This is a genomic window from Mycolicibacterium hippocampi, assembly GCF_010723735.1.
Taxonomy (GTDB): Bacteria; Actinomycetota; Actinomycetes; order Mycobacteriales; family Mycobacteriaceae; genus Mycobacterium; species Mycobacterium hippocampi.
Genome location: NZ_BLLB01000002.1, coordinates 3,371,602 through 3,393,378, shown reverse-complemented (window position 1 = coordinate 3,393,378; position 21,777 = coordinate 3,371,602). Strand labels below are relative to the sequence as shown.

The 21,777-nt window shown below is 66.6% G+C and carries 20 protein-coding genes; 2 read left to right on the top strand and 18 right to left on the bottom strand.

The window, feature by feature from the left end; all coding sequences use genetic code 11:
• Positions 1–40 precede the first annotated feature (40 nt).
• The 6 genes from G6N53_RS17460 to G6N53_RS17435 form a co-directional block, all read right to left on the bottom strand.
• Positions 41–1,048 (bottom strand): VWA domain-containing protein, encoded by a 1,008-nt coding sequence (locus tag G6N53_RS17460; RefSeq protein WP_163890426.1) that lies wholly within the window; start codon positions 1,046–1,048, stop codon positions 41–43.
• Between the two features lie 54 nt (positions 1,049–1,102).
• Positions 1,103–2,074: a DUF58 domain-containing protein gene (locus G6N53_RS17455; protein WP_371870834.1), complete on the bottom strand. Its 972-nt coding sequence runs from the start codon at positions 2,072–2,074 to the stop codon at positions 1,103–1,105.
• 20 nt (positions 2,075–2,094) lie between these two features.
• Positions 2,095–3,234 (bottom strand): chaperone MoxR1, encoded by a 1,140-nt coding sequence (gene moxR1, locus G6N53_RS17450; RefSeq protein WP_163890424.1) that lies wholly within the window; start codon positions 3,232–3,234, stop codon positions 2,095–2,097.
• Positions 3,235–3,408: 174 nt separating this feature from the next.
• Positions 3,409–4,098, bottom strand: a complete 690-nt coding sequence (gene ripB, locus G6N53_RS17445; protein ID WP_205390573.1) for an NlpC/P60 family peptidoglycan endopeptidase RipB — start codon at positions 4,096–4,098, stop codon at positions 3,409–3,411.
• A complete protein-coding gene (gene ripA, locus G6N53_RS17440; protein WP_163890422.1) occupies positions 4,098–5,510 on the bottom strand; it encodes an NlpC/P60 family peptidoglycan endopeptidase RipA in 1,413 nt (470 codons plus the stop codon). Before ripA ends, ripB begins: the two co-directional genes overlap by 1 nt.
• A gap of 218 nt (positions 5,511–5,728) precedes the next feature.
• The gene (locus G6N53_RS17435; RefSeq protein ID WP_205390409.1) at positions 5,729–6,280 is read right to left on the bottom strand and encodes an Rv1476 family membrane protein; all 552 of its coding nucleotides are present in this window, start codon (positions 6,278–6,280) and stop codon (positions 5,729–5,731) included.
• Positions 6,281–6,493: 213 nt separating this feature from the next.
• Here G6N53_RS17435 and G6N53_RS17430 point away from each other — a divergent pair, with 213 nt between their 5' ends.
• Entirely contained in the window at positions 6,494–9,307 is a 2,814-nt protein-coding gene (locus G6N53_RS17430) for an aconitate hydratase (RefSeq protein ID WP_163890420.1), read from the top strand.
• Between the two features lie 3 nt (positions 9,308–9,310).
• On the top strand, positions 9,311–9,874 hold the full coding sequence (locus G6N53_RS17425; protein ID WP_163890418.1) for a TetR/AcrR family transcriptional regulator: 564 nt from the start codon (positions 9,311–9,313) through the stop codon (positions 9,872–9,874).
• Between the two features lie 4 nt (positions 9,875–9,878).
• Here the strand turns inward: G6N53_RS17425 and G6N53_RS17420 are convergent, their stop codons facing one another.
• The 12 genes from G6N53_RS17420 to G6N53_RS17365 all read right to left on the bottom strand — a co-directional run bounded on the left by G6N53_RS17420 (position 9,879) and on the right by G6N53_RS17365 (position 21,748).
• Positions 9,879–10,067, bottom strand: coding sequence for a helix-turn-helix domain-containing protein (locus tag G6N53_RS17420; protein WP_163890416.1), 189 nt, complete (start codon positions 10,065–10,067; stop codon positions 9,879–9,881).
• A gap of 63 nt (positions 10,068–10,130) precedes the next feature.
• A complete protein-coding gene (locus tag G6N53_RS17415; protein ID WP_163890414.1) occupies positions 10,131–11,759 on the bottom strand; it encodes an ABC-F family ATP-binding cassette domain-containing protein in 1,629 nt (542 codons plus the stop codon).
• Positions 11,760–11,773: 14 nt separating this feature from the next.
• Complete coding sequence (locus tag G6N53_RS17410) at positions 11,774–12,601, bottom strand: enoyl-CoA hydratase (RefSeq protein ID WP_163890412.1); 828 nt, start codon at positions 12,599–12,601, stop codon at positions 11,774–11,776.
• Between the two features lie 31 nt (positions 12,602–12,632).
• Positions 12,633–13,007 (bottom strand): thioredoxin, encoded by a 375-nt coding sequence (trxA, locus tag G6N53_RS17405; RefSeq protein ID WP_163890409.1) that lies wholly within the window; start codon positions 13,005–13,007, stop codon positions 12,633–12,635.
• Positions 13,008–13,066: 59 nt separating this feature from the next.
• A complete protein-coding gene (locus G6N53_RS30270; protein WP_237166557.1) occupies positions 13,067–14,701 on the bottom strand; it encodes a glycoside hydrolase family 16 protein in 1,635 nt (544 codons plus the stop codon).
• Between the two features lie 582 nt (positions 14,702–15,283).
• Positions 15,284–15,631, bottom strand: coding sequence for a metal-sulfur cluster assembly factor (locus tag G6N53_RS17395; RefSeq protein WP_163890407.1), 348 nt, complete (start codon positions 15,629–15,631; stop codon positions 15,284–15,286).
• A complete protein-coding gene (gene sufU, locus G6N53_RS17390) occupies positions 15,628–16,152 on the bottom strand; it encodes a Fe-S cluster assembly sulfur transfer protein SufU (RefSeq protein ID WP_237166556.1) in 525 nt (174 codons plus the stop codon). Before sufU ends, G6N53_RS17395 begins: the two co-directional genes overlap by 4 nt.
• A gap of 2 nt (positions 16,153–16,154) precedes the next feature.
• Positions 16,155–17,429 (bottom strand): cysteine desulfurase, encoded by a 1,275-nt coding sequence (locus tag G6N53_RS17385; protein ID WP_163890405.1) that lies wholly within the window; start codon positions 17,427–17,429, stop codon positions 16,155–16,157.
• Positions 17,430–17,441: 12 nt separating this feature from the next.
• Positions 17,442–18,209: a Fe-S cluster assembly ATPase SufC gene (gene sufC, locus G6N53_RS17380; protein ID WP_163890403.1), complete on the bottom strand. Its 768-nt coding sequence runs from the start codon at positions 18,207–18,209 to the stop codon at positions 17,442–17,444.
• 2 nt (positions 18,210–18,211) lie between these two features.
• Positions 18,212–19,426: a Fe-S cluster assembly protein SufD gene (sufD, locus tag G6N53_RS17375; protein WP_163890401.1), complete on the bottom strand. Its 1,215-nt coding sequence runs from the start codon at positions 19,424–19,426 to the stop codon at positions 18,212–18,214.
• A complete protein-coding gene (gene sufB / locus G6N53_RS17370; protein WP_163890399.1) occupies positions 19,423–20,871 on the bottom strand; it encodes a Fe-S cluster assembly protein SufB in 1,449 nt (482 codons plus the stop codon). Before sufB ends, sufD begins: the two co-directional genes overlap by 4 nt.
• A gap of 82 nt (positions 20,872–20,953) precedes the next feature.
• On the bottom strand, positions 20,954–21,748 hold the full coding sequence (locus G6N53_RS17365) for a helix-turn-helix transcriptional regulator (RefSeq protein ID WP_205390408.1): 795 nt from the start codon (positions 21,746–21,748) through the stop codon (positions 20,954–20,956).
• Between the last annotated feature and the right edge of the window lie 29 nt (positions 21,749–21,777).

The following is a 21,777-nucleotide window of genomic DNA, read 5'->3' as shown; positions in this document are numbered from 1 at the left end:
TCGCCATACGGCAGGTGGGAGCAGCGACACAGGGATATTTCTAGTCGGGTAGGCGCCGGTTGATCAGCAACGCGGCCAGGGCCGACGCGGCGAGCACCAACGCACCGAGCCGCAGCCAACCCACGCTGGCGTCACCCTTGATCGTCTCGTAGCCGATCTGCTCCTGAAGGTTGGTGAACACCTCCTTGAGCTGCTCGAGGCTCGATGCCGTGAACGCCTCTCCTCCGGAGAGGTCGGCGATCCTCTTGAGCATCTCGTCGTCCACCGGGACCGGCTGACGCTGGTCGTTGATCTCGACATAGCCGTAGGGCGTCCCGAAGGACACCGTCGAGATCGGCACACCCTGATCGTCGGCGGTCCGGGCCGCGGTGTAGGCACCCTTGGGGTTGTCCGGGTTGGACGGCACGGTCTCCTTGCCGTCGGACATCAGCACGATGCGCGCCGGTGGGGGTTCGTCCCCACCCCCGATGACCGCCCCGACCGTGGCGACCGCCTGCAGCGCCGTGAAGATGCCCTCGCCGGTCGCGGTCCGGTCGGCGAGCTGCAGCTTGTCGATCGCGTTCTTGGTCGCCTCCCTGTTGGTGGTCGGCGAGACGAGCACGGTCGCGGTGCCGGCATAGGAGATCAGTCCGAGGTTGATGCCAGGGGTGAGCTGGTCGGCGAACTGCTTGGCCGCCTCCTGCGCGGCAGCCAACCGGTTGGGCGCGACGTCGGTGGCACGCATCGACTGTGACACGTCGACGACCAGCATCACCACGGCACGGTTGCGCGGGATGCGGACGTCGTGTGTCGGGCCGGACATGGCGACGGTGAACGACACCAACGCCAGGATCAGCAGCGTCGCAGGGAGGTGGCGCCATCGACTCGGCCGCTTCGGCGCCACGCTTTCCAGCAGCTCCATGTTCGCGAACCGCAGTACCCGCCTGTGTCGGGACAGCTGCACGACCACGTAGAGCGCGATCAGCCCGATGATCACCAGGAAGAACAGGAAGAACCACGGGTGCTCGAAGCCGGACAGCGACATCGGCCCGAAGAACGGTAAAGTCATGTGCTACTTGTCATTTCGTTGTTTCTTTTGTGACCGCGCGTGTCGGTGCGCTGTTCATCGACCGGCCAGTGCGCCGCGCCGCCTACCGGCGACGAACCTGACCACATCGGAGATCCAGTCCCGGTCGGTGCGCAGGCACAGCAACGGCGCACCGCAGCGCCGGAGCGTGCGCGCCACCTCGGCACGGTGTGCGGCGGCGGCCTGCTCGAAGTCGGTCCGCAGCTGCTCGTCGATGGTGAACTCGCGGGTGCGCCCGGTCTCGGTGTCCTGCAGGACGACATCGCCGACGGCCGGCAACTCGACGTCGCGGGGGTCGAGGACCTCGATGCCGAGTACCTCGTGGCGGCCGGCGATGGCCCGCAGCGGGCGCATCCAGTCGACCGGACCGAGGAAGTCACTGATGATCACCACCATGCCGCGGCGCCGCTCGGGCCTGCGCAGCGCGTCGATCGCCGCGGCCAGATCGCCGCGGACCCCGACCGGCGCCCGCGGCGTGGTGGCGATCGCGCGCAGCAGTTCCTGCTCGTGCACCCGGCCGGACAGCGCGGCCACCCGGCGGGTGGTCTCGCCGTTGGAGATGATCGCGCCCAGCCTGTTGCCGCCGCCGCTGTTGAGGAACGCGATCGACGCCGCGGCCGCGACGGCGAGGTCGCGCTTCTCACAACCGGCGGTGCCGAAGTCCAGGCTGGCCGACACGTCGACGACGAGCCAGGTCTCCAACTCGCGGTCGGCGATCATCTGACGCACGTGCGGCGCCTGGGTGCGCGCCGTCACCGACCAATCCATCCGGCGGACGTCATCGCCGGGCTGGTAGATCCGCGACTCCCCCGGTTCGGAACCCGGGCCGGGCAGCAGCCCGAGGTGGTCACCGTGCAGCACCCCGTCGAGCTTTCGCCGGACGGTCAGCTCGAGCTTGCGCAACGCTGCCGTCAAAGCCGGGTCGCGGATCTCGCCGCGCTGCAGCGAGGGCAGATCGACGCTGCGACCGGAGGGTTTGGCGCCTGGAGAATCGGGAGGAGACGTCACTTAGTGGGCCGCTTACCGGGTCAGCGGCCGCCGGCTGCGGCTGCCGCAGCCGGGACCCCGGGTGGGACCGAATGACCCTGCTGCGGGATGGCGTTCACCTGGGGCAGCGCGACTGTCTGCATGATGCGGTTGACGACCGTGTCGGAGGAGACCTCGTCGGCGAGCGCGTCGTAGGTCAGCACCAGGCGGTGCCGCAGCACATCCGGGATGACCTCGACGACGTCCTGCGGTATCACGTAGTCGCGCCCGCGGATCAGCGCCAGCGCGCGGGACGCGGCGATGATGCCCAGCGAGGCACGGGGTGACGCGCCGTAGGCGATCCAGGCCTTGGCGTCGGGCATGCCGAACTTCTCCGGCTCGCGGGTGGCGGTGACGATACGGACGACGTAGTCGACCAGCGCGTGGTGGACGAACGTGTTCGCAGCGACGTCCTGCAGGCGCAGCAGGTCCTGGGTGGACAGGATCGCCTTGGCCTCCGGCGGCTTGACGCCCATCCGGTAGATGATCTCGCGCTCTTCCTCCGGCGACGGGTAGTCGACGTTGAGCTTGAACAGGAAGCGGTCGCGCTGCGCCTCGGGTAGCTGGTAGACGCCTTCCTGCTCGATCGGGTTCTGGGTCGCCATCACGAGGAAGGGGCTGGGCAGCGGGAAGGTCTTGCCGCCGATCGAGATCTTGCGCTCGGCCATCACCTCCAGCAGTGCGGACTGCACCTTGGCCGGGGCGCGGTTGATCTCGTCGGCGAGCAGGAAGTTGACCACCACCGGGCCGAGTTCGATGTCGAACTCCTCCTTGCCCGCACGGTAGATCCGGGTGCCGACGATGTCGGTGGGCACCAGGTCAGGGGTGAACTGGATACGGGCGAAGGTGCCGCCGACCACCTTGGCGAACGTCTCGACCGCCAGTGTCTTGGCCACGCCGGGCACGCCTTCGAGTAGCACATGGCCCTTGGCCAGCAGCCCGACCAGCATCCGCTCGACCAGCAGGTCCTGGCCGACGATGATCCGCTTCACCTCGAAGATCGCCCGCTCGAGGGTGTGCACCTCGTGTTGCAGCCCACCGTTGGAGTTCGGAGCGGCGTGAGCACCCGCGGAGTAGCCCTGTGCCGGCGCCTGCCCGGGATATCCTCCAGCGCCCTGAGGCGGCCCACTCGGTGAGGTCATCAACGTTCCTTCCACATGCGCAGTACATGGTGGTCTGTGCGGCGCCGGCCGGTTGTGGCCGCGCGCTCGTCGTCAACTATTCCAGTTGCTTCTGTATCCGTCGACGCTGCCCGGGGTGAGAGGCGCTGCGCGCCGGTATTCACCAGTGGTGCTCAGGTTTAACTCAGGCCACACTCAGGATTCGATGACGCGGACGGCATACGGCTGCAGTCCCGCGGTGCGCAGCGGGTTCACACTCACGCTGCCCACGCTGCTCGCCGATTCGAGCATCTTGCCGCCACCGAGGTAGATGGCCACGTGCTGGGTGCCACCGGGACCCCAGAACAGCAGATCTCCGCGCTTGGCCTGGTTCACCGGGACCTTGCGGCCGGCGTTGTACTGGTCTCCGGAGTACTTGGGGATCAGCACCCCGACCCCGGCGAAGGAGAACTGGGTGAAACCGGAGCAGTCGTAGCCGACGGTGTTGGCCCCGGAGTCGACGCCGGTGCTCGGTCCGTTCGGCTTGCCGCCACCCCAGGAGTACGGAGTGCCGATCTGGGAGCCGCCGCGGCGGATGACGTACTCGACGGCTGCCGGACCCCGCACCATTCCCGGCGCGACGCCGGCAGGCGCGTCCGCGGGCGCCAGACCGATGCTCTGCAGGAACTTGCGGCCCAGGTTCATCGTGACCTGGGTGGCCTGTGCGGTCGCGGCGAGCGACGCGTTGGCGATGGACAACGGATCACCCGGCGCTCCCGCGCTGAGGATCTTGGGCAGCGTCGGATCCCACTGGCCGGCCGCGGGCTGCGCGGACGCCGGGGCGACCGGCGCCAACAGCAACGCGCCGGCGGTGAGCAGGACGAGAACCAGGCGGCGCAGTGTGATCACCACTCGATCATTCGGGTGACGTACGGGGTCATGCCGCTGGTGCGCACCGGCGAGACCTTGACCACCGATCCGGTGTAGGGCGCCTCGAGCATCTGCCCGTTGCCGAGGTACATCGCCACGTGCTGGCTGGCGTTGGGCCCGTAGAAGATCATGTCCCCGCGGCGCATCTGCGACGACGGGATCTTGCGGCCGGCGTTGTACTGCGAGCCCGAGTAGTGGTCGAGCTTGATGCCGACACCGGCGAACATGTAGAGCATCAGCCCCGAGCAGTCGAACCCGACGGTGCCTGCGCCCCGGTCGATGCCGCGGCTGGGTCCTGCGGCGTTGCCGCCGCCCCACGAGTAGGGCACCCCCAGCTGTGACATGCCGCGTCGGATCACCAACTCGGTGGCCTGCGGACCGGCCACCGCCGGGATGGCGCCGTTGGTGATGCCGGTCTCGGTCGGCAGCAACCCGATGCTCTGCAGGAACTTGCGGCCGAGGCTGGCGGTGACCTCCAGCGACGTCGTGATGATCTTGATCACCGCGTTGATGATCTGGATCGGGTCGCCGCTGACGAAGGCGCTCGGGATCTGGGGCAGGGTCATGTCCCAGGCGGTCTCGCGGTTTCCGGTGCTGGGGTCGACGTCCCAGTCCGCAGCGGCACGACCCGGGTCGGGCTTGCCGCTGGGCGCGGCCGCAGGCGCCTCGGCACCTGCGGTGGCCCGGCCGGTGGGAGCGGCCACCGCGCGCGCCTCCTTCAACTTGGCCTGGGCCGTCGCCCGCTCGGCGGCGAGCCGGTCGAGCTCGACCTGCTGGGCCTTGAAGGTCTGCTGGACGTCGGTCAGTGCGGTCACCGCGGTCTGCTGGCTGGACTCGGCGGCCTTGACCGCGTCGTCGGCCTGTTGCTTGGCCTGCCTGGCTGCCGACTCCTTGTTGACCTGCTCGGTACGCGCCCGCTGCAGGTTGGCCATCACCTGCTTGGAACTGATGGACAGTGTCTGACCGGCGGCGGCGGTGTTGAGGATGTCGACGGGGTCTGCCGCGTTCAGATACGAACCCGACGGGCCACTGACGTACATCGCGGCGGCGAACTTGTCGAACCGCTGCTGGGCGGCCTCGATCGCGGTGTTGGCGTCCGCGACGCGCTGAGCGCTGGCCTCGACCTCCTGCTGGGCGGCCGCGGCGTCGTCCCGCGCCGTCTTCACATCCAGGATCGCCTTGTTGACGCTCTCCTGCTGGGTCTGGATCGCGGCACCGAGATCCTGCAGTTGCTGGTTGACGTCGGCGACGGCGGTCACCAACGTCGAAAGGCTGTCCGGGTTGGCAGGCTGCGCCTGGGCCAGTCCGGGGGTCGTCAGGACCATGCCGGAGGCCAGGGCCACCGCGCACAACCGCGTAGCGGAGGCGCCGCCAGGGATGCGTCTCATTCGACTCAGGTCTCCTAAGGCTCCACGCGAGCGTGTCGGCACATTTTCGGGCGCCTCGGACAGAGAAGTCACATCAACCACATCCGCAACATCAGGCACCGATTGCACCGTACGTCACATCTGACGCTAAAGAAACTTTAGTAACAAATTACAACAATGTAATTGCAATTGGTGTTATCAAACAGTGACGTTTGAATTTGCGTGAGTGTTGTCAACCCTTAATCAGAGCTGGTGGATGCTGCGCCCGACTCCGACTGCCGTTTGCCACGGATCTGCAGTATTCGGGTAGCTACAACGGCCATTACAACTGCCAGAACAAGGACAATCGTGAATGGTGTCCAAGGAAAGTGGGAGTCGGTCAACTCGCCGACAAAGTTCTTCGAAGATTGCACGGCGTCGCCGGTCTTCGCGACGTCCTGACCGGCTTCCAGCGTCACCCGATCGAACTCCGGACTGTAGGTCCCGGCGAAGGACGGACTGAGCGCGAGCACCGTCGAGCCGGGGTTGGCCGTACCGACTTCGGTCGCGATGTCACGAAGCGGGGTGTCGATCGGCGGGTTGAGGTCGATCACGACGATCTTGAGGTCGATGCCCTCGCTGCGCGCGTCGGCGACGACCTGTCGCAACGCGGGCACGTCGGGCTCATCCCCGGGGGGCACGCTGACCCCGTCGTCGGCCACGTCGGCCTGCACCCGCTCCATGTCCACCTCCGGCGGGATGTACGCCGGCAGATGCGGGACCCAGAGCGGAATCGAGTGCGGTCCGGTCACAGCAGCACCGTACGCGACCGTCCGCCGGTCGCGACGGCGACACGACCCTGCGGATTTGGTCATGGCATCCGGGTGGCACCACGCGCGCGTGGGTACAAGACTGGAGCCGGACGACCGAAACACCCTTCTTGCCTTGTAGGACAAGCGTACTGTTACGATTACAAGCGCCGCTGACACAGCCCGTCGCGGCGATGATCCAAAGCGGGAGTTGATGTGAGCAGCAAGAATTCATCCCTGAACTCGTTCGGCGCGCACGACACGCTCGAGGTCGGAGACCAGAAGTACGACATCTACCGCCTCGACGCGGTCCCGGGCACCGAGAAGCTCCCCTACAGCCTCAAGGTGCTCGCCGAGAACTTGTTGCGGACCGAGGACGGCGCCAACATCACCAAGGAGCACATCGAGGCCATCGCGAACTGGGACCCGTCGGCCGACCCCAGCGTCGAGATCCAGTTCACCCCGGCACGGGTGATCATGCAGGACTTCACCGGGGTGCCCTGCATCGTCGACCTGGCCACGATGCGCGAGGCCGTCGGCGATCTCGGCGGGGACCCGCAGAAGGTCAATCCGCTGGCGCCGGCCGACCTGGTCATCGACCATTCGGTGATCGCCGACCTGTTCGGCACCGCCAACGCGTTCGAGCGCAACGTCGAGATCGAGTACGAGCGAAACGGTGAGCGCTACCAGTTCCTGCGGTGGGGTCAGGGCGCCTTCGACGACTTCAAGGTCGTGCCGCCGGGAACCGGCATCGTGCACCAGGTCAACATCGAGTACCTCGCGTCGGTCGTGATGAACCGCGACGGGGTCGCCTACCCCGACACCTGCGTGGGCACCGACTCTCATACCACCATGGAGAACGGACTCGGCGTGCTGGGCTGGGGCGTCGGCGGGATCGAGGCCGAGGCCGCGATGCTGGGACAGCCCGTGTCGATGCTGATCCCGCGCGTCGTCGGCTTCAAGCTCTCCGGCGAGCGCCGCGCCGGCGTCACCGCCACCGATGTGGTGCTCACCGTGACCGAGATGCTGCGCAAGCACGGCGTGGTCGGCAAGTTCGTCGAGTTCTACGGCGAGGGTGTGTCCGAGGTGCCGCTGGCCAACCGCGCCACTCTCGGCAACATGAGCCCCGAATTCGGTTCCACCGCAGCAATTTTCCCGATCGACGAGGTCACCATCGACTACCTGCGGATGACGGGCCGCAGCGAGGAGCAGCTGGCGCTGGTGGAGGCGTATGCCAAGGCCCAGGGCATGTGGCACGACCCGAGCCGCGAGCCCGAGTTCTCCGAGTACATCGAGCTCGACCTGTCCGACGTGGTGCCGTCGATCGCCGGTCCGAAGCGTCCCCAGGACCGCATCGCGCTCGACGACGCGAAGTCGGCGTTCCGCAAGGACATTCACAACTACGTCGGTGACGAGGCGGGGCAGGCGGAGTACTCGAAGCTCGACGAAGCCGTCGACGAGACGTTCCCCAGCAGCGACCCGGTGTCGCTGTCCTTCACCAACGGCGGAACCCCGCCACTACATTCCGCCGCCGCAGGCGCGGAAGGCCGACCCACCAACCCGATCAAGGTGCACTCCGACGACCGCGGCGATTTCGTGATCGACCACGGCGCCGTGGCGATCGCCGCGATCACGTCCTGCACCAACACCTCCAACCCCGAGGTGATGATCGGCGCGGCGCTGCTGGCCAAGAAGGCCGTGGAGAAAGGCCTGACGTCGAAGCCCTGGGTCAAGACCACGATGGCGCCCGGATCCCAGGTCGTCACCGACTACTACAACAAGGCCGGGCTGTGGCCCTACCTGGAGAAGCTCGGCTTCTACCTGGTCGGTTACGGCTGCACCACGTGCATCGGCAACAGCGGACCGCTGTCGGACGAGATCAGCCAGGCGATCAACGACAACGACCTGTCGGTGACCGCGGTGCTGTCCGGCAACCGCAATTTCGAGGGCCGTATCAACCCCGACGTGAAGATGAACTACCTGGCGTCGCCGCCGTTGGTGATCGCCTACGCGCTGGCGGGCAGCATGGATTTCGACTTCGAGGCCGACCCGCTGGGCAAGGACGAGACCGGCAACGACGTCCACCTGAAGGACATCTGGCCGACGCAGAAGGAGATCTCCGACACCATCGCCTCGGCGATCAACCAGGAGATGTTCACCAAGAACTACGCCGACGTGTTCAAGGGCGACGACCGGTGGCGCAACCTGCCGACCCCGTCCGGCGACACCTTCGAGTGGGCCGAGGACTCCACGTATGTACGCAAGCCACCGTACTTCGACGGCATGCCTGCCGAACCGGCTCCGGTCACCGACATCAGCGGCGCCAGAGTGCTTGCCCTGCTGGGTGATTCGGTGACCACCGACCACATCTCCCCCGCCGGCAGCATCAAGCCGGGCACTCCGGCGGCACAGTATCTCGACGAGCACGGGGTGGACCGCAAGGACTACAACTCCTACGGTTCGCGGCGCGGCAACCACGAGGTGATGATTCGCGGCACGTTCGCCAACATCCGGCTCAAGAACGAGTTGCTCGACGACGTGTCCGGCGGTTACACACGGGACTTCACCAAGGACGGCGAGCAGGCGTTCATCTACGACGCTGCGCAGAACTACGCTGCCGAGAACATCCCGCTGGTGGTGCTGGGCGGCAAGGAGTACGGGTCGGGCTCGTCGCGCGACTGGGCGGCCAAGGGCACCAGCCTTCTCGGCGTCCGGGCCGTGATCACCGAGTCGTTCGAGCGCATCCACCGCTCCAACCTGATCGGCATGGGTGTGATCCCGCTGCAGTTCCCCGAGGGAGAGTCGGCGGCCTCGCTGAAGCTGGACGGCACGGAGACCTTCGACATCACCGGGATCGAGGACCTCAACGAGGGCCAGACCCCTAGGACGGTGCACGTGAAGGCCACCAAGCAGGACGGTGGAGAGGTCGAGTTCGACGCCGTGGTCCGCATCGACACCCCCGGCGAGGCGGACTACTACCGCAACGGCGGCATCCTGCAGTACGTGCTGCGCAACATGCTGAAGTCGTAGCAGGTGCCCCGGGTAACCGACGACCACCTGGCGGCACGTCGTCGTCAGATTCTCGACGGTGCCCGGCGGTGCTTCGCCGAGCACGGTTACGACCGGGCGACAGTCCGACGACTCGAGCAGACGATCGGGCTGTCGCGCGGCGCGATCTTCCATCACTTCCGCGACAAGGACACGCTGTTCTTCGAACTGGCCCGCGAGGACGCCGAGCGGATGGCCGAGGTGGCGACGCGGGAGGGCCTGATCCAGGTGATGCGGGAGATGCTCGCCGCGCCGGAACAGTTCGACTGGCTGGCCACCCGGCTGGAGATCGCACGCAAGCTGCGCAACGACCCTGCCTTCAGCCGGGGCTGGGCGGAACGCTCCGCCGAACTGTCGGCGGCCACCACCGAGCGGCTACGGCGCCAGAAGCAGGCGGGCCGGCTGCGTGACGACGTACCCGCCGAGGTGCTGCGCACCTACCTCGAGTTGGTGCTCGACGGGCTGGTGGCGCGACTGGCCTCCGGCGACGATCCCGAGAGGCTCGGCGCCGTGCTGGATCTGGTCGAGGACTCGGTCCGGCAACGGTGAACCGTCACCGGCGGCCGCGATGGTTGGGGCCGCCGCGGCTGCGCATGGCGGTGCCGGATTCGCGCAGCATGCTGTGAATCGAGCCGTACGAACGGCCGGTTGATGCCACCAGTGACCGGATACTCGCGCCGCGCTCGTATTCGTGGCGGAGCTCGCTGATCAACTGTTCCCTGGTCTTGCTGTCCTGCTTCATCGGCGCCTCCCCGCGGTTGATGCCTAGGCATACCCGGCGCGGGAACTGTTGACACGCGAAAGATCAGGCGAGCTCGATCAGGTCGCGGTATTCGTCGGACCAGAAGTCCTCGGTGCCGTCGGGCAGCAGCACCACCCGCTGCGGGTCCAGCGCCTCGGCGGCCCCGGGGTCGTGGGTCACCAGCACCACCGCGCCCCGGTAGCTGCGCAGTGCGTCGAGGACCTGTTCGCGCGACGCCGGATCGAGGTTGTTCGTCGGCTCGTCGAGCAGCAACACGTTTGCCGTCGAGGCGACCAGACCGGCCAGCGCCAATCGTGTCTTCTCGCCGCCCGAGAGGGTGCCTGCGGGCTGGTCGAGTTGCGCGCCGCTGAACATGAACGCACCCAACAGGCCGCGGAGGTCCTGCTCACCGGTGTCCGGGGCGGCATGGCGGATGTTCTCCCAGACCGAGGCCGACCCGTCGATCGTGTCGTGTTCCTGCGCGAAGTAGCCGAGCTTGAGGCCATGCCCGGGCTCGATCACCCCCGCATCGGGCAACTCGGTTCCCGCAAGGATTCGCAGCAGCGTGGTTTTACCCGCACCGTTGAGTCCGAGGATGACCACCCGAGATCCCTTGTCGATCGCCAGGTCGACGCCCGTGAACACCTCCAGGGAGCCGAATACCTTGGTCAGACCCTTGGCCACCAACGGGGTTCGACCGCACACCGCAGGCGTGGGGAACCTGATTCTGGCGACCTTGTCGGCCACCCGCTCGTCGTCGAGCTCGGCGATCATCCGCTCGGCCCGCTTCAGCATGTTCTGCGCGGCAACGGCTTTGGTGGCCTTGGCGCCCATCTTGGCCGCCTGGGTGCGCAGCGCCGACGCCTTCTTCTCGGCGTTGGCACGTTCCCGACGCCGGCGTTGCTCGTCGGTGGCACGGGCATCCAGGTACTTCTGCCAACCCATGTTGTAGACGTCGGCCTCACCACGCACCGCATCGAGGAACCACACCCGGTTCACGACGTCGGCGAGCAGGTCCACGTCGTGGCTGATCACCACGAGGCCACCTGTGTGGTTCTGCAGGAAGGTGCGCAACCACCCGATGGAGTCGGCATCGAGGTGGTTGGTGGGCTCGTCGAGGAGCAACGTCGTGTCCGATCCAGAGCCGGTGTCCGACGCGGCGAACAGGATGCGGCTGAGCTCGACGCGGCGACGTTGGCCACCCGACAGCGTGCGCAGCGGCTGGGTCAGAATGCGCTCGGGCAGGCCGAGGCTGGCGCAGATCCGGCCGGCTTCACTCTCCGCGGCGTACCCACCCAGGGCGGCAAACCGCTCTTCGAGTACTCCGTAGCGCTTGATCGCCTTGTCACGGGCGTCGTCGTCGGCCACCTCGGCCATCAGCACCTGCTGCTTCTCCAGATCGGTGAGCAGGGTGTCCAGACCGCGCGCCGACAGCACCCGGTCGCGGGCCAGCATGTCGAGGTCACCTTCGCGGGGGTCCTGCGGCAGGTAGCCGACCTCTCCGACCCGGGTGACGGTCCCTGCGTAGGGCTCGCCCTCCCCGGCCAGAATGCGCATGGTGGTGGTCTTGCCGGCCCCGTTGCGACCGACCAGACCGATACGGTCGCCGGGCTGGATACGCAGCGCCGCCCCGTCGACCGAGAGCAGGGTGCGCGCCCCGGCGCGGACCTCGAGGTCCGTTGCGGTGATCACGCTGATGTCCCTACTTACTTGTCGTCGGTGAAGGCGGGGGCGCGCCGCTGGGCACGCGCGGCGACCGCTTCCTCGAAGTTGCTGGTGAGCAGACGAAGGTACAGCTGTCCCAGACCCTCGGCCTGCATGTGCCCTTCCAGGCTAGTGGCGTCCAGTCCACTCCACAGTGTGCGTTTGGTCAACTCGATTCCCGGCCTCGAGAACGACGCGATCCGCGCCGCCATGTCGAAGCACACCTCGAGAAGCTCGGACTCGGGAACCGCGCGCGACACCAACCCACTCCGCTCGGCTTCTTCGGCGGTGACATCGCGCCCGGTCAGCATCATCTCGAAGGCCCGCGAGGTGCCGATCGCGCGCGGCAACAGGAACGACAGGCCCAGTTCGCTGGCGGTCAGCCCGTTGTTGATGCCTGCCGCGCGGAAGTAGGCGCCGCTGGCCGCGACACGGATGTCGCAGGCCAGTGCCAGGCACAGTCCCCCACCGATGGCCGCGCCGTTCACCGCCGCGATGACCGGTTGGTGCATCTTGCGCAACGCCAGGATGACGTCGTCGAGAACCTCCATCGAGCGCAGCGCGAAGGTCGGTCGGGTCAGGCCGTCGACATGGGGCACCGACCCGGCCGACTTGTGATCGGCCCCCGAAGAGAACCCGCGCCCCGCGCCGGTCAGCACGATCGCGCGCACCGTGTTGTCGGAGTTGAGCTCGTCGAGGACCTTTTTGAGCGGGACCATGACGTCGAAGGCCATCGAGTTCATCCGCTCGGGCCGGTTGAGCGTGACCAGCGCGATATGTGGGCGCGGACGGTCTACCAGGACGAACTGCGCAGGCGTATCTTCGGTCACGCCTGCACGGTATCGGGCGTCGGGTCAGGCGCTACTGCTGACCGGGCGCCTCACCGTCGTCCTGGGCTGCCATCGCGGCGTCGACGTCGAATTCCTTGACCTTCTGGACCAGATCCTCCAGCGCTGCCGGCGGCAGGGCGCCGGCCTGGTTGAACACCAGCTTGCCCTTCTTGAACGCCATCAAGGTCGGGATCGAGCGGATGTCGGCGGCAGCGGCCAGCTGCTGCTCGGCCTCGGTATCCACCTTGGCGTACACCACATCGGGGTGTTTGTCCGACGACGCCGAGAAGGTCGGCGCGAACTGCTTGCACGGCCCGCACCACGACGCCCAGAAATCGACGAGCACGATTTCGTTGTCATTGATGGTGTCGTTGAACTGTTCAGCAGTCAGGTCTTGGGTAGCCACGTCATTCCTAACGTCGGGTTCTTGGGCTCTGTTCCCAGCATGTACCCGTCCAGCGCTCGCTACAACGTGTAGGTCTTCACCCAGTCGACTTTCATCTGAGCCTGGAAGGGTGCCGACGGGTCAGGATCGCCGGTCCAGGGATTGCCGACGGCGACGTTGAGGATCAGATAGTGGTCCCAGGCGCCGGAGAACGGTGTCCAGTCGCCCCCGAGTGCCTCGTACTGGGCCTGGGTGACCCTTCCGACCTCTACACCGTCGACATGCCAGACGATGCGGTCGGAGTACCAGTCCATGCCGTACTCGTGGAAGTCCTGTGACAGGTCCACCCCGAGGTCCGCGCCGACGTGGTGCAGCTTGACGTCGACGGTGTTGTCCGCATCCGACGGTCCGTGGATGTTGCCGGTCCATCCTCTGCGGGCTGCCGGGGTGCCCAACCCCGGGATCTCGACGATGTCGATCTCCCCCTGGCGGGGCCAGTCGTATTCGTGGCCCGGTTCGAGGCCGACCGACCAGAACGCCGGCAGCGTGCCCTGGGTGACCGGCATCTGGATACGGGCCACGACGCGGGTCCCCACGCCGATGGACTGCTTGCCGAAGGTCACCACGCGCGCCGAGGTGTAGTTGTGCGGCGCGCCGAGCCCATCCGGGGTGGGCTCCCTGCGGGCTTCGATGACGAGGTTGCCGTCGGCGTCGATGTAGACGTTGTCGCCGTCGGTGTAGTACTGGTTCTCGCCCGCAGGCTGTCCCCACCGCCCGGTCTGCAGACCCCAGTACCGCAACGCCTCGTCCATGTCGGTGAAGTTGGTCTCCCACAGCGTGGGCTGGTCCGGCTCTGACGGCTCTGTTGGCTCTGGTGGTGCCGGGATGACCACGTCGCGGTAGATCCGCGCGCGTACCCCGAGCCACCAGTTCGCGATGAACCCCGGCACCTGCGCACCGCCGTCGTCGATGCCCAGCTTGGCGCTGCGGATTCCGATGGAGTACAGCCAGTCGCGCATCATCGACTTGAAGGTCACTTTGGTGCTCGTCGCCGCGGCGATCAATGCCGCATCGGTCTCGACCGCAGCAGCGGTGAACGCTTCTGGAGCTTCCGGCGCAACGGTGACCGCGGCGATCTTGTCCATGGTTGTGTCGGGTTCGGCACTGGCTGCCGCGTCGCTGTCCTCGTCGGCGCCACGATCGTCGGTGACCTCGGTGTCGTCGGTGTCGTCGGTGTCCTTGCGGACCAACGCAGGAGCGGCGACGTCGGCGGAACCCTCGGCGTCTTCGGCGGCCGAATCCGCGATGTCGACGACCTCGGTGTCCACATCATCGGAGTCCACGGCCTGGGTGCCGGGTTCCTCCTCCGTGCCGGCGTCCTCGGCCTCTGCCTCGGCTTCCTTGTCCGCTGCCTCGGCTTCCTTGTCCGCTGCCTCGGCTTCCTTGTCCGCTGCCTCGGCATCGGCCTCGGACCTGTCGTCGGACGGCGCGTCCCCTGGGTCCGCCCGTTTGTCGGCCCGCTTGTCCGCCCGGTTCCGACGCGAATCAGCCGTTGCCCCATCGCTTGTCGTCGATGCATCGGTCACGCGTGTGGCGCCGGAACCCGCTGTGTCGCTGTCCGACGAGCTGGTTGACCCTGTCGCACCCGGATCCGCGGGACCGGCTGCCGCGGTCGCGGCACCGGTGACCACAGCCGCCCCCAGGCCGGCCGCCATCAGGCCTCCGGCCAACCAGGATTTGCCGACTGCTGCTCGTGATCGATTGCACCGCCTATTACCCATCACCACATCCATTTCTTCGGCAGGTAATCAAAAGGAGAAGCGAGCATGAATACGCCACCGCCTCAGCGGCACAGAAGAGCGAATACAATTCTTGGTCGGCCAATGAGCTTGACCGCCTGTCTATCGTTCACTATCAGTGTCTTCGGGGGATCGCCGTCTCCTCTCCGCTGGTAGCGAGGCGTGTGCAGCAAACGCTATCGAATCAACATCAAATGTGCTTGCTTTCCCAAAAAAGAGAAAGTGGAGTTCGGTATTCGGACACCACACTGGTGACACACTCGGCACCAATTGCACATGTCAGCGTAGCGCCATGAGTTAGCTGACAGCACGCATGGCTATAGCAGCCAGGGACAAGGGCACCGCAGGCGAACAGCTTTCGCGCAACGGTGGCGAGACGCTTCGGCCGCGGCCGATTGCCGGAAGCGGCATGGGCAAAAAGCGGCGCGCCGAAGCGCGCCGCCCGTGGTTGTGCCGACGATCAGGCCAACGGAATAATCACCGCGGCCGCAAGCGTGGTCAGACGGTGAAGCCCAGCGCCCGAAGCTGTTCGCGTCCGTCGTCGGTGATCTTGTCCGGACCCCACGGCGGATTCCACACCCAGTTGATCTTGATCTCGTTCACCAGGCCGGCACCGACCAGTGCACTGCGCGACTGATCCTCGATGACATCGGTCAGGGGACACGCAGCCGAGGTGAGGGTCATATCTATCAGCGCGACCCGACCGGCGTCCCCGTCCTCGACGCCCACCCCGTACACGAGGCCGAGGTCGACGACGTTGATCCCGAGTTCGGGGTCGACGACGTCGCGCATGGCCTCCTCGATATCGGCGAGCAGTTCGTCATTTGGTACTGCCGTATCACTCATAAAATCTCCTCACGACTGTCTGACACGCGCGCCTGCGCCAGCGCCCCGTCTGATTCGCTGGCCTCCGCCAGCGCCCCGTCTGATTCGCTGGCCTCCGCCAACGCGGCCTTGAACGCTGTCCATCCCAGTAACGCACACTTGACCCGCGCCGGGTACTTCGCGACGCCGGCGAACGCCACACCGTCGCCCAGCACGTCCTCGTCACCCTCGATCCGGCCGCGCGACGACACCATCTCGGAGAATGCAGCCACCGTCTTGAGCGCGTCCCCGACGGTCTGTCCGATGACCTGCTCGGTCAGCACCGAGGTCGACGCCTGGCTGATCGAGCAGCCCTGACCGTCGTAGGAGATGTCGTGGACCGTCTCTCCGTCCTCCGACAACGCCACCCGGAGCGTGACCTCGTCCCCGCAGGTGGGATTGACGTGATGCACCTCGGCGCCGTAAGGCTCCCGCAGACCGCGGTGGTGCGGACGCTTGTAATGGTCCAGGATCACTTCCTGGTAGATCTGTTCCAGCCGCATCGTCAGTTCCCGAAGAACTCGACAGCCCGACGCACGCCCGACACCAGCCGGTCCACCTCGTCGAGGGTGTTGTACACCGCAAAGGATGCCCGCGCCGTCGCAGCGATGCCGAACCGGCGATGCAGCGGCCAGGCGCAGTGGTGGCCGACGCGCACCGCCACACCGTCGTCGTCGAGAACCTGACCCACGTCGTGCGCATGGACACCGTCGACCACGAACGACACCGGCGAACCCCGATCCTCCATGGAGGCGGGGCCGATGGTCCGCACGCCGGCGATACCCGACAGCCCGGCCAACGCGGCGGCGACCAACTCGGCCTCGTGCTGCTCGACCGCGGCCATCCCGATGTCCTGCAGATACCGCGCGGCCGCTCCGAGCCCCACCACCTGTGAAGTCATCGGCGTGCCCGCCTCGAACCGCTGAGGAGCCGGCGCGTAGGTGGTGTCCTCCATGGTCACCGTCTCGATCATCGAGCCGCCGGTCAGAAACGGTGGCAGCGCGTTGAGCAGTTCACCGCGGCCGTAGAGCACACCGATACCGGTGGGACCCAGCATCTTGTGGCCGGAGAACGCGGCGAAGTCGACATCGAGGGCATGCAGATCCACCGGCTGATGGGGCACCGACTGGCAGGCGTCGAGCAGGGTCAGCGCACCGACCGCCTTCGCCCGCCGCACCAGCTCGGCCACCGGCAGCACCGCGCCGGTCACATTCGAATGATGGCTGAACGCAACGAGTTTCACCCGCTCGTCGAGCACGAGGGAGTCCAGGTCGATACGGCCGGCATCCGGTCCGTCGGGAATCACGCTGTACCAGCGCAGCTCGGCACCCGTGCGTCGGCAGAGCTCCTGCCACGGGATCAGGTTCGCGTGATGCTCCAACTCGGTCGTGACGACGACGTCGCCCGGACCGATCGCGGAGGCGAAACGGTCGTCGCCGATGGCGTAGGAGACGAGGTTGATGGCCTCGGTGGCGTTCTTGGTGAACACCAACTCATCGGAGTCGGCGCCCACGAACGCCGCCACATCGTCGCGCCCCTGCTCGTAGGCGTCGGTGGCCTCCTCCATCAGCTGATGAGCACCGCGGTGCACTGCACCGTTCGAATGGAGCAGAAACTCGCGTTCGGCGTCGAGAACCTGGACGGGACGCTGCGAGGTCGCCCCGGAATCCAGATACGCCAGCTGACATCCGCCGCGCATCACCCGTTGCAGGATCGGAAAGTCCGCCCGTATCCGGGTGATCCTCTCCACGTCCAGCGGGCGGTCGAACGATGTCGTCATCTCTGACACCTCCTAGGAGGCCGATGCAGCCTGCGTGAAGCGTTCGTAGCCGTTCTCCTCCAGCTCGTCGGCCAGTTCCGGTCCACCGGACTGCACGATCCGACCGCCGATGAACACATGCACGAACTGGGGCTGGATGTAGCGCAGGATCCGGGTGTAGTGGGTGATCAGCAACACGCCGCCGTTCTCGGACTGCGCATAACGGTTGACGCCCTCGCTGACCACCCGCAGCGCGTCGACGTCCAGACCGGAATCGGTCTCGTCGAGAATCGCGATCTTCGGCTTGAGCAGCCCGAGCTGCAAAATCTCGTGGCGCTTCTTCTCACCACCGGAGAAACCCTCGTTGACGCTGCGCTCGCTGAAGGAAGGGTCGATGTCGAGCTCGCCCATCGCGCCCTTGACCTCTTTGACCCAGTGCCGCAACTTGGGAGCCTCGCCGCGCACCGCGGTTGCCGCGGTGCGCAGGAAGTTCGACATCGAGACGCCGGGCACCTCGATGGGGTACTGCATCGCCAGGAACAGTCCGGCGCGGGCTCGTTCGTCGATGCTCATCTCCAGCACGTCCTGGCCGTCCAGGGTGATCGACCCGGAGGTGACCGTGTACTTCGGATGGCCCGCGATGGCGTATGAGAGTGTCGACTTGCCGGATCCGTTGGGGCCCATGACCGCATGGGTCTCCCCTGACTTCACGGTGAGGTCGACACCCTTGAGGATCGGGATGTCCCCGTCGTCGGCCGAGATGACGGAGACGTGGAGGTCCTTGATTTCCAATGTGGTCATGGCTACGAACTTCTCGATTCAGTGATTGCTAGTTCTTTTTCGATTGCTTCGGTGAGTCGCTCCCGCACCGCAGGCACGGCGATCTTGGCGATGATCTCGTTGAAGAACCCGCGCACCACCAAGCGGCGGGCCTGTGCCTCCGGGATACCGCGGGCACGCAGATAGAACAACTGCTCGTCGTCGAAACGGCCGGTGGCACTCGCATGTCCGGCTCCGATGATCTCGCCGGTCTCGATCTCCAGATTGGGCACCGAGTCGGCCCGCGCCCCGTCGGTGAGCACCAGGTTGCGGTTGACCTCGAAGGTGTCGGTGTTGGTGGCCTCGGCGCGGATCAGGACGTCACCGATCCACACCGTGTGCGCGTCCGGCTTGGTCGAGTCCGGGTCACCCTGCAACGCACCCTTGTAGAGCACGTCGGACTTGCAGTTCGGCTGCGCATGGTCGACCAATAGGCGCGATTCGAAGAACTGGCCGTCGTCGGCGAAATAGGTGCCGAGCATCTGAGCGTCGCCGCCGGGTGCGGTGAAACGCACCGTCGCCGAGGTGCGGACGACCTCGCCACCGAGCGTCACGTTGACGTGTCCGAGCACGGCGTCCTTGCCCAACCGGGCGTGGTGGGCGCTGACGTGGACCATGTCATCGGCCCAGTCCGCGATCCAGATGACACCCAGGCCGGCGGAGTCGCCGACGATGATCTCGACATTGTCGGCGTAGGTTCCACTGCCGCGCAGGTCGACGACGACGATGGCCCGGGCAAGTTCTTCGACCCGGATCTGCAGATGCCCGTAGGCCACCTCACCCTCGCCGGGGCCGGTGACGGTGATCTCGATGGGTTCGGCAACCTCGGTGTCACGCGCCACGGTCACCACGGTCGCCGATGTGAACGACGAGAACGCTTGAGCGGCAACACGGTCGGCGGGTGTGCCGGCCTGGCCGAGTCGTTCGTCGCCGCGACTCACGGATTCCACCGTGACACCCGCACGCTCGCTGACCTCGATCTGCGCGGTCGCGGTGGGCCGCCCGTTCGATCCGGCGGACCCGTCGTGCAGGCCCCGTAGCCGCTTGAGCGGGGTGAACCGCCACAGCTCGTCGCGACCGCCCGGAACCTCGAACGCATCGACGTCGAACGAGGCGAACAGCTCGCCCTTGTTGGCGCCGGCGAGCGTCGACCCCTTCCTGTTGCCGCCTTCGACGGTGTCGGTGAGATTCTGGGTCACCCGACGGCGCCTTCCATCTGAAGCTCGATCAGCCGGTTGAGCTCCAGCGCGTATTCCATCGGCAGTTCCTTGGCGATCGGCTCGACGAACCCGCGCACCACCATCGCCATCGCTTCGTCTTCGGTCATGCCGCGACTCATCAGGTAGAACAGCTGATCCTCGCTGACTTTCGACACCGTCGCCTCGTGGCCCATCGTCACGTCGTCCTCGCGGATGTCGACGTACGGGTAGGTGTCGCTACGGCTGATCGTATCGACCAGCAGCGCATCACATTTCACGCTGGACTTCGATCCGTGCGCTCCCTTGTTGACCTGCACCAGGCCACGGTATGAGGCCCGGCCGCCGCCGCGCGCCACCGACTTGGACACGATGTTGCTCGAGGTGTGCGGCGCCAGGTGCAGCATTTTGGCGCCGGTGTCCTGGTGCTGACCTTCGCCGGCGAAAGCCACCGACAGGACCTCACCCTTGGCGTACTCACCGGTCATCCAGACCGCGGGGTACTTCATGGTGACCTTGGAGCCGATGTTGCCGTCGACCCATTCCATGGTGGCGCCGGCTTCGGCGCGGGCCCGCTTGGTGACCAGGTTGTAGACGTTGTTCGACCAGTTCTGGATGGTCGTGTAGCGGCACCGGCCACCGGGCTTGACGATGATCTCGACGACCGCCGAGTGCAGCGAGTCGCTCTTGTAGATCGGCGCGGTGCACCCCTCGACGTAGTGCACGTAGGCGTCTTCGTCGACGATGATCAGCGTCCGCTCGAACTGACCCATGTTCTCGGTGTTGATCCGGAAGTACGCCTGCAGCGGGATGTCGACGTGCACGCCCTTCGGTACGTAGATGAACGAACCGCCCGACCACACCGCGGTGTTCAGCGCCGAGAACTTGTTGTCACCGGCGGGGATCACCGTGCCGAAGTACTGCTTGAAGATCTCCGGGTGTTCCTTCAGCGCGGTGTCGGTGTCCAGGAAGAGCACGCCCTGAGCCTCCAGATCCTCGCGGATCGAGTGGTAGACGACCTCCGACTCGTACTGCGCGGCGACGCCGGACACCAGGCGCTGCTTCTCCGCCTCGGGGATGCCGAGCTTGTCGTAGGTGTTCTTGATGTCGGCGGGCAGGTCGTCCCAAGTGGCAGCCTGCTTCTCGCTGGAACGGACGAAGTACTTGATGTTGTCGAAGTCGATGCCCTCGAGGTCAGAACCCCAGTTCGGCATCGGCTTCTTGCCGAAGGTGCGCAGCGCCTTGAGGCGGATGTCGAGCATCCACTCGGGCTCGCTCTTCTTCGCCGAGATGTCGCGCACCACCGCTTCGGACAGCCCTCGCTGCGCGGCGGCTCCGGCGACGTCGGAGTCCGCCCAGCCGTAGCCGTACTTACCCAGGGAGGCAATGGTCTCTTCCTGGGTCAGTGGAGTCGCCGGTGTGGTCTTGGCCTCCGGTGTGAGTGTCACTACGACACACTCCTTTTGCTCTAGTTGTGGCTCCGGCTCGGGCTGCGTGCCGGAGGTGCTTCGGTTTGCGCTTACAGCCCCGTCACGCCTTGACCGGGCCGAGGGGGACGTGGGTGGTGCATGCGCAGTCGCCGTTGACAATGGTCGCCAGCCGCTGCACATGGGTACCCAGCACCTCGGCCATCGCCTGCTGTTCGGCCTCGCACAGCTCGGGGAACTCCTCGGCGACGTGCGACACCGGACAGTGGTGCTGACAGATCTGCACACCCTGAGCCGGGCCGCCCACCCGGGTGGTGGTGGTGGCATACCCGGCAACGGTCAGCGCGTCGGCGATCCGGTCTGCGGCGCCCTCGACGCCGTCGCCGGAAGCCGTGCCGGCCACCGGTGGGACATCGGCGAGGATGGCGTCGATGCGCCTGCGGGCGAAGGTCCGGATGGCCTCGTCACCGCCGAGTTCGCGCAGTTGGCGCATGGCGGCGGAGGCGAGGTCGTCGTAGGTGTGCTCGAGCTTGGCGCGGCCCGCGGCGGTGAGCTGATAGCGCTTGGCCGGGCGGCCGCGCCCCTCCTGCTGCCACGCCGCCGCGGCGTGGGCCTGGGCTTCCCCCGCGTCGATGAGCGCATCGAGGTGTCTGCGCACCCCCGCCGCGGACAATCCCAGGTGCTCCCCGATGCTGCTCGCGGTGGTCGGACCGGATTCCAGCAGGAGCCGGATGATGGCGCCCCTGGTGTCGCCGTGCGAGTCCCCGTCGGCAGCGTGCGATGACGCCGACTGCAATGCAGTCGCGCGTGTCACCTGCGAACGGATTTTCACAACACCAGTGTGACGCAATTCCGAAATCGGGTCTAGCAAGGGCACCCTTATCAGGGGCTGTTGCAATGCTCACACCGACTTGCCACGGGCTGCCG

Bases quoted from the DNA above. Each gene is read 5' to 3' on its own strand.
- G6N53_RS17460 (WP_163890426.1), bottom strand. From the start codon at position 1,048: ATGACTTTACCGTTCTTCGGGCCGATGTCGCTGTCCGGCTTCGAGCAC.
- sufU (WP_237166556.1), bottom strand. From the start codon at position 16,152: ATGCGGCTGGAACAGATCTACCAGGAAGTGATCCTGGACCATTACAAG.
- sufC (WP_163890403.1), bottom strand. From the start codon at position 18,209: ATGACCACATTGGAAATCAAGGACCTCCACGTCTCCGTCATCTCGGCC.
- ripA (WP_163890422.1), bottom strand. From the start codon at position 5,510: ATGAGACGCATCCCTGGCGGCGCCTCCGCTACGCGGTTGTGCGCGGTG.
- G6N53_RS17395 (WP_163890407.1), bottom strand. From the start codon at position 15,631: ATGAGTGATACGGCAGTACCAAATGACGAACTGCTCGCCGATATCGAG.
- G6N53_RS17420 (WP_163890416.1), bottom strand. From the start codon at position 10,067: ATGAAGCAGGACAGCAAGACCAGGGAACAGTTGATCAGCGAGCTCCGC.
- G6N53_RS17385 (WP_163890405.1), bottom strand. From the start codon at position 17,429: ATGACGACATCGTTCGACCGCCCGCTGGACGTGGAGAGGATCACCCGG.
- G6N53_RS30270 (WP_237166557.1), bottom strand. From the start codon at position 14,701: ATGGCGGCCGGCCTGGGGGCGGCTGTGGTCACCGGTGCCGCGACCGCG.
- moxR1 (WP_163890424.1), bottom strand. From the start codon at position 3,234: ATGACCTCACCGAGTGGGCCGCCTCAGGGCGCTGGAGGATATCCCGGG.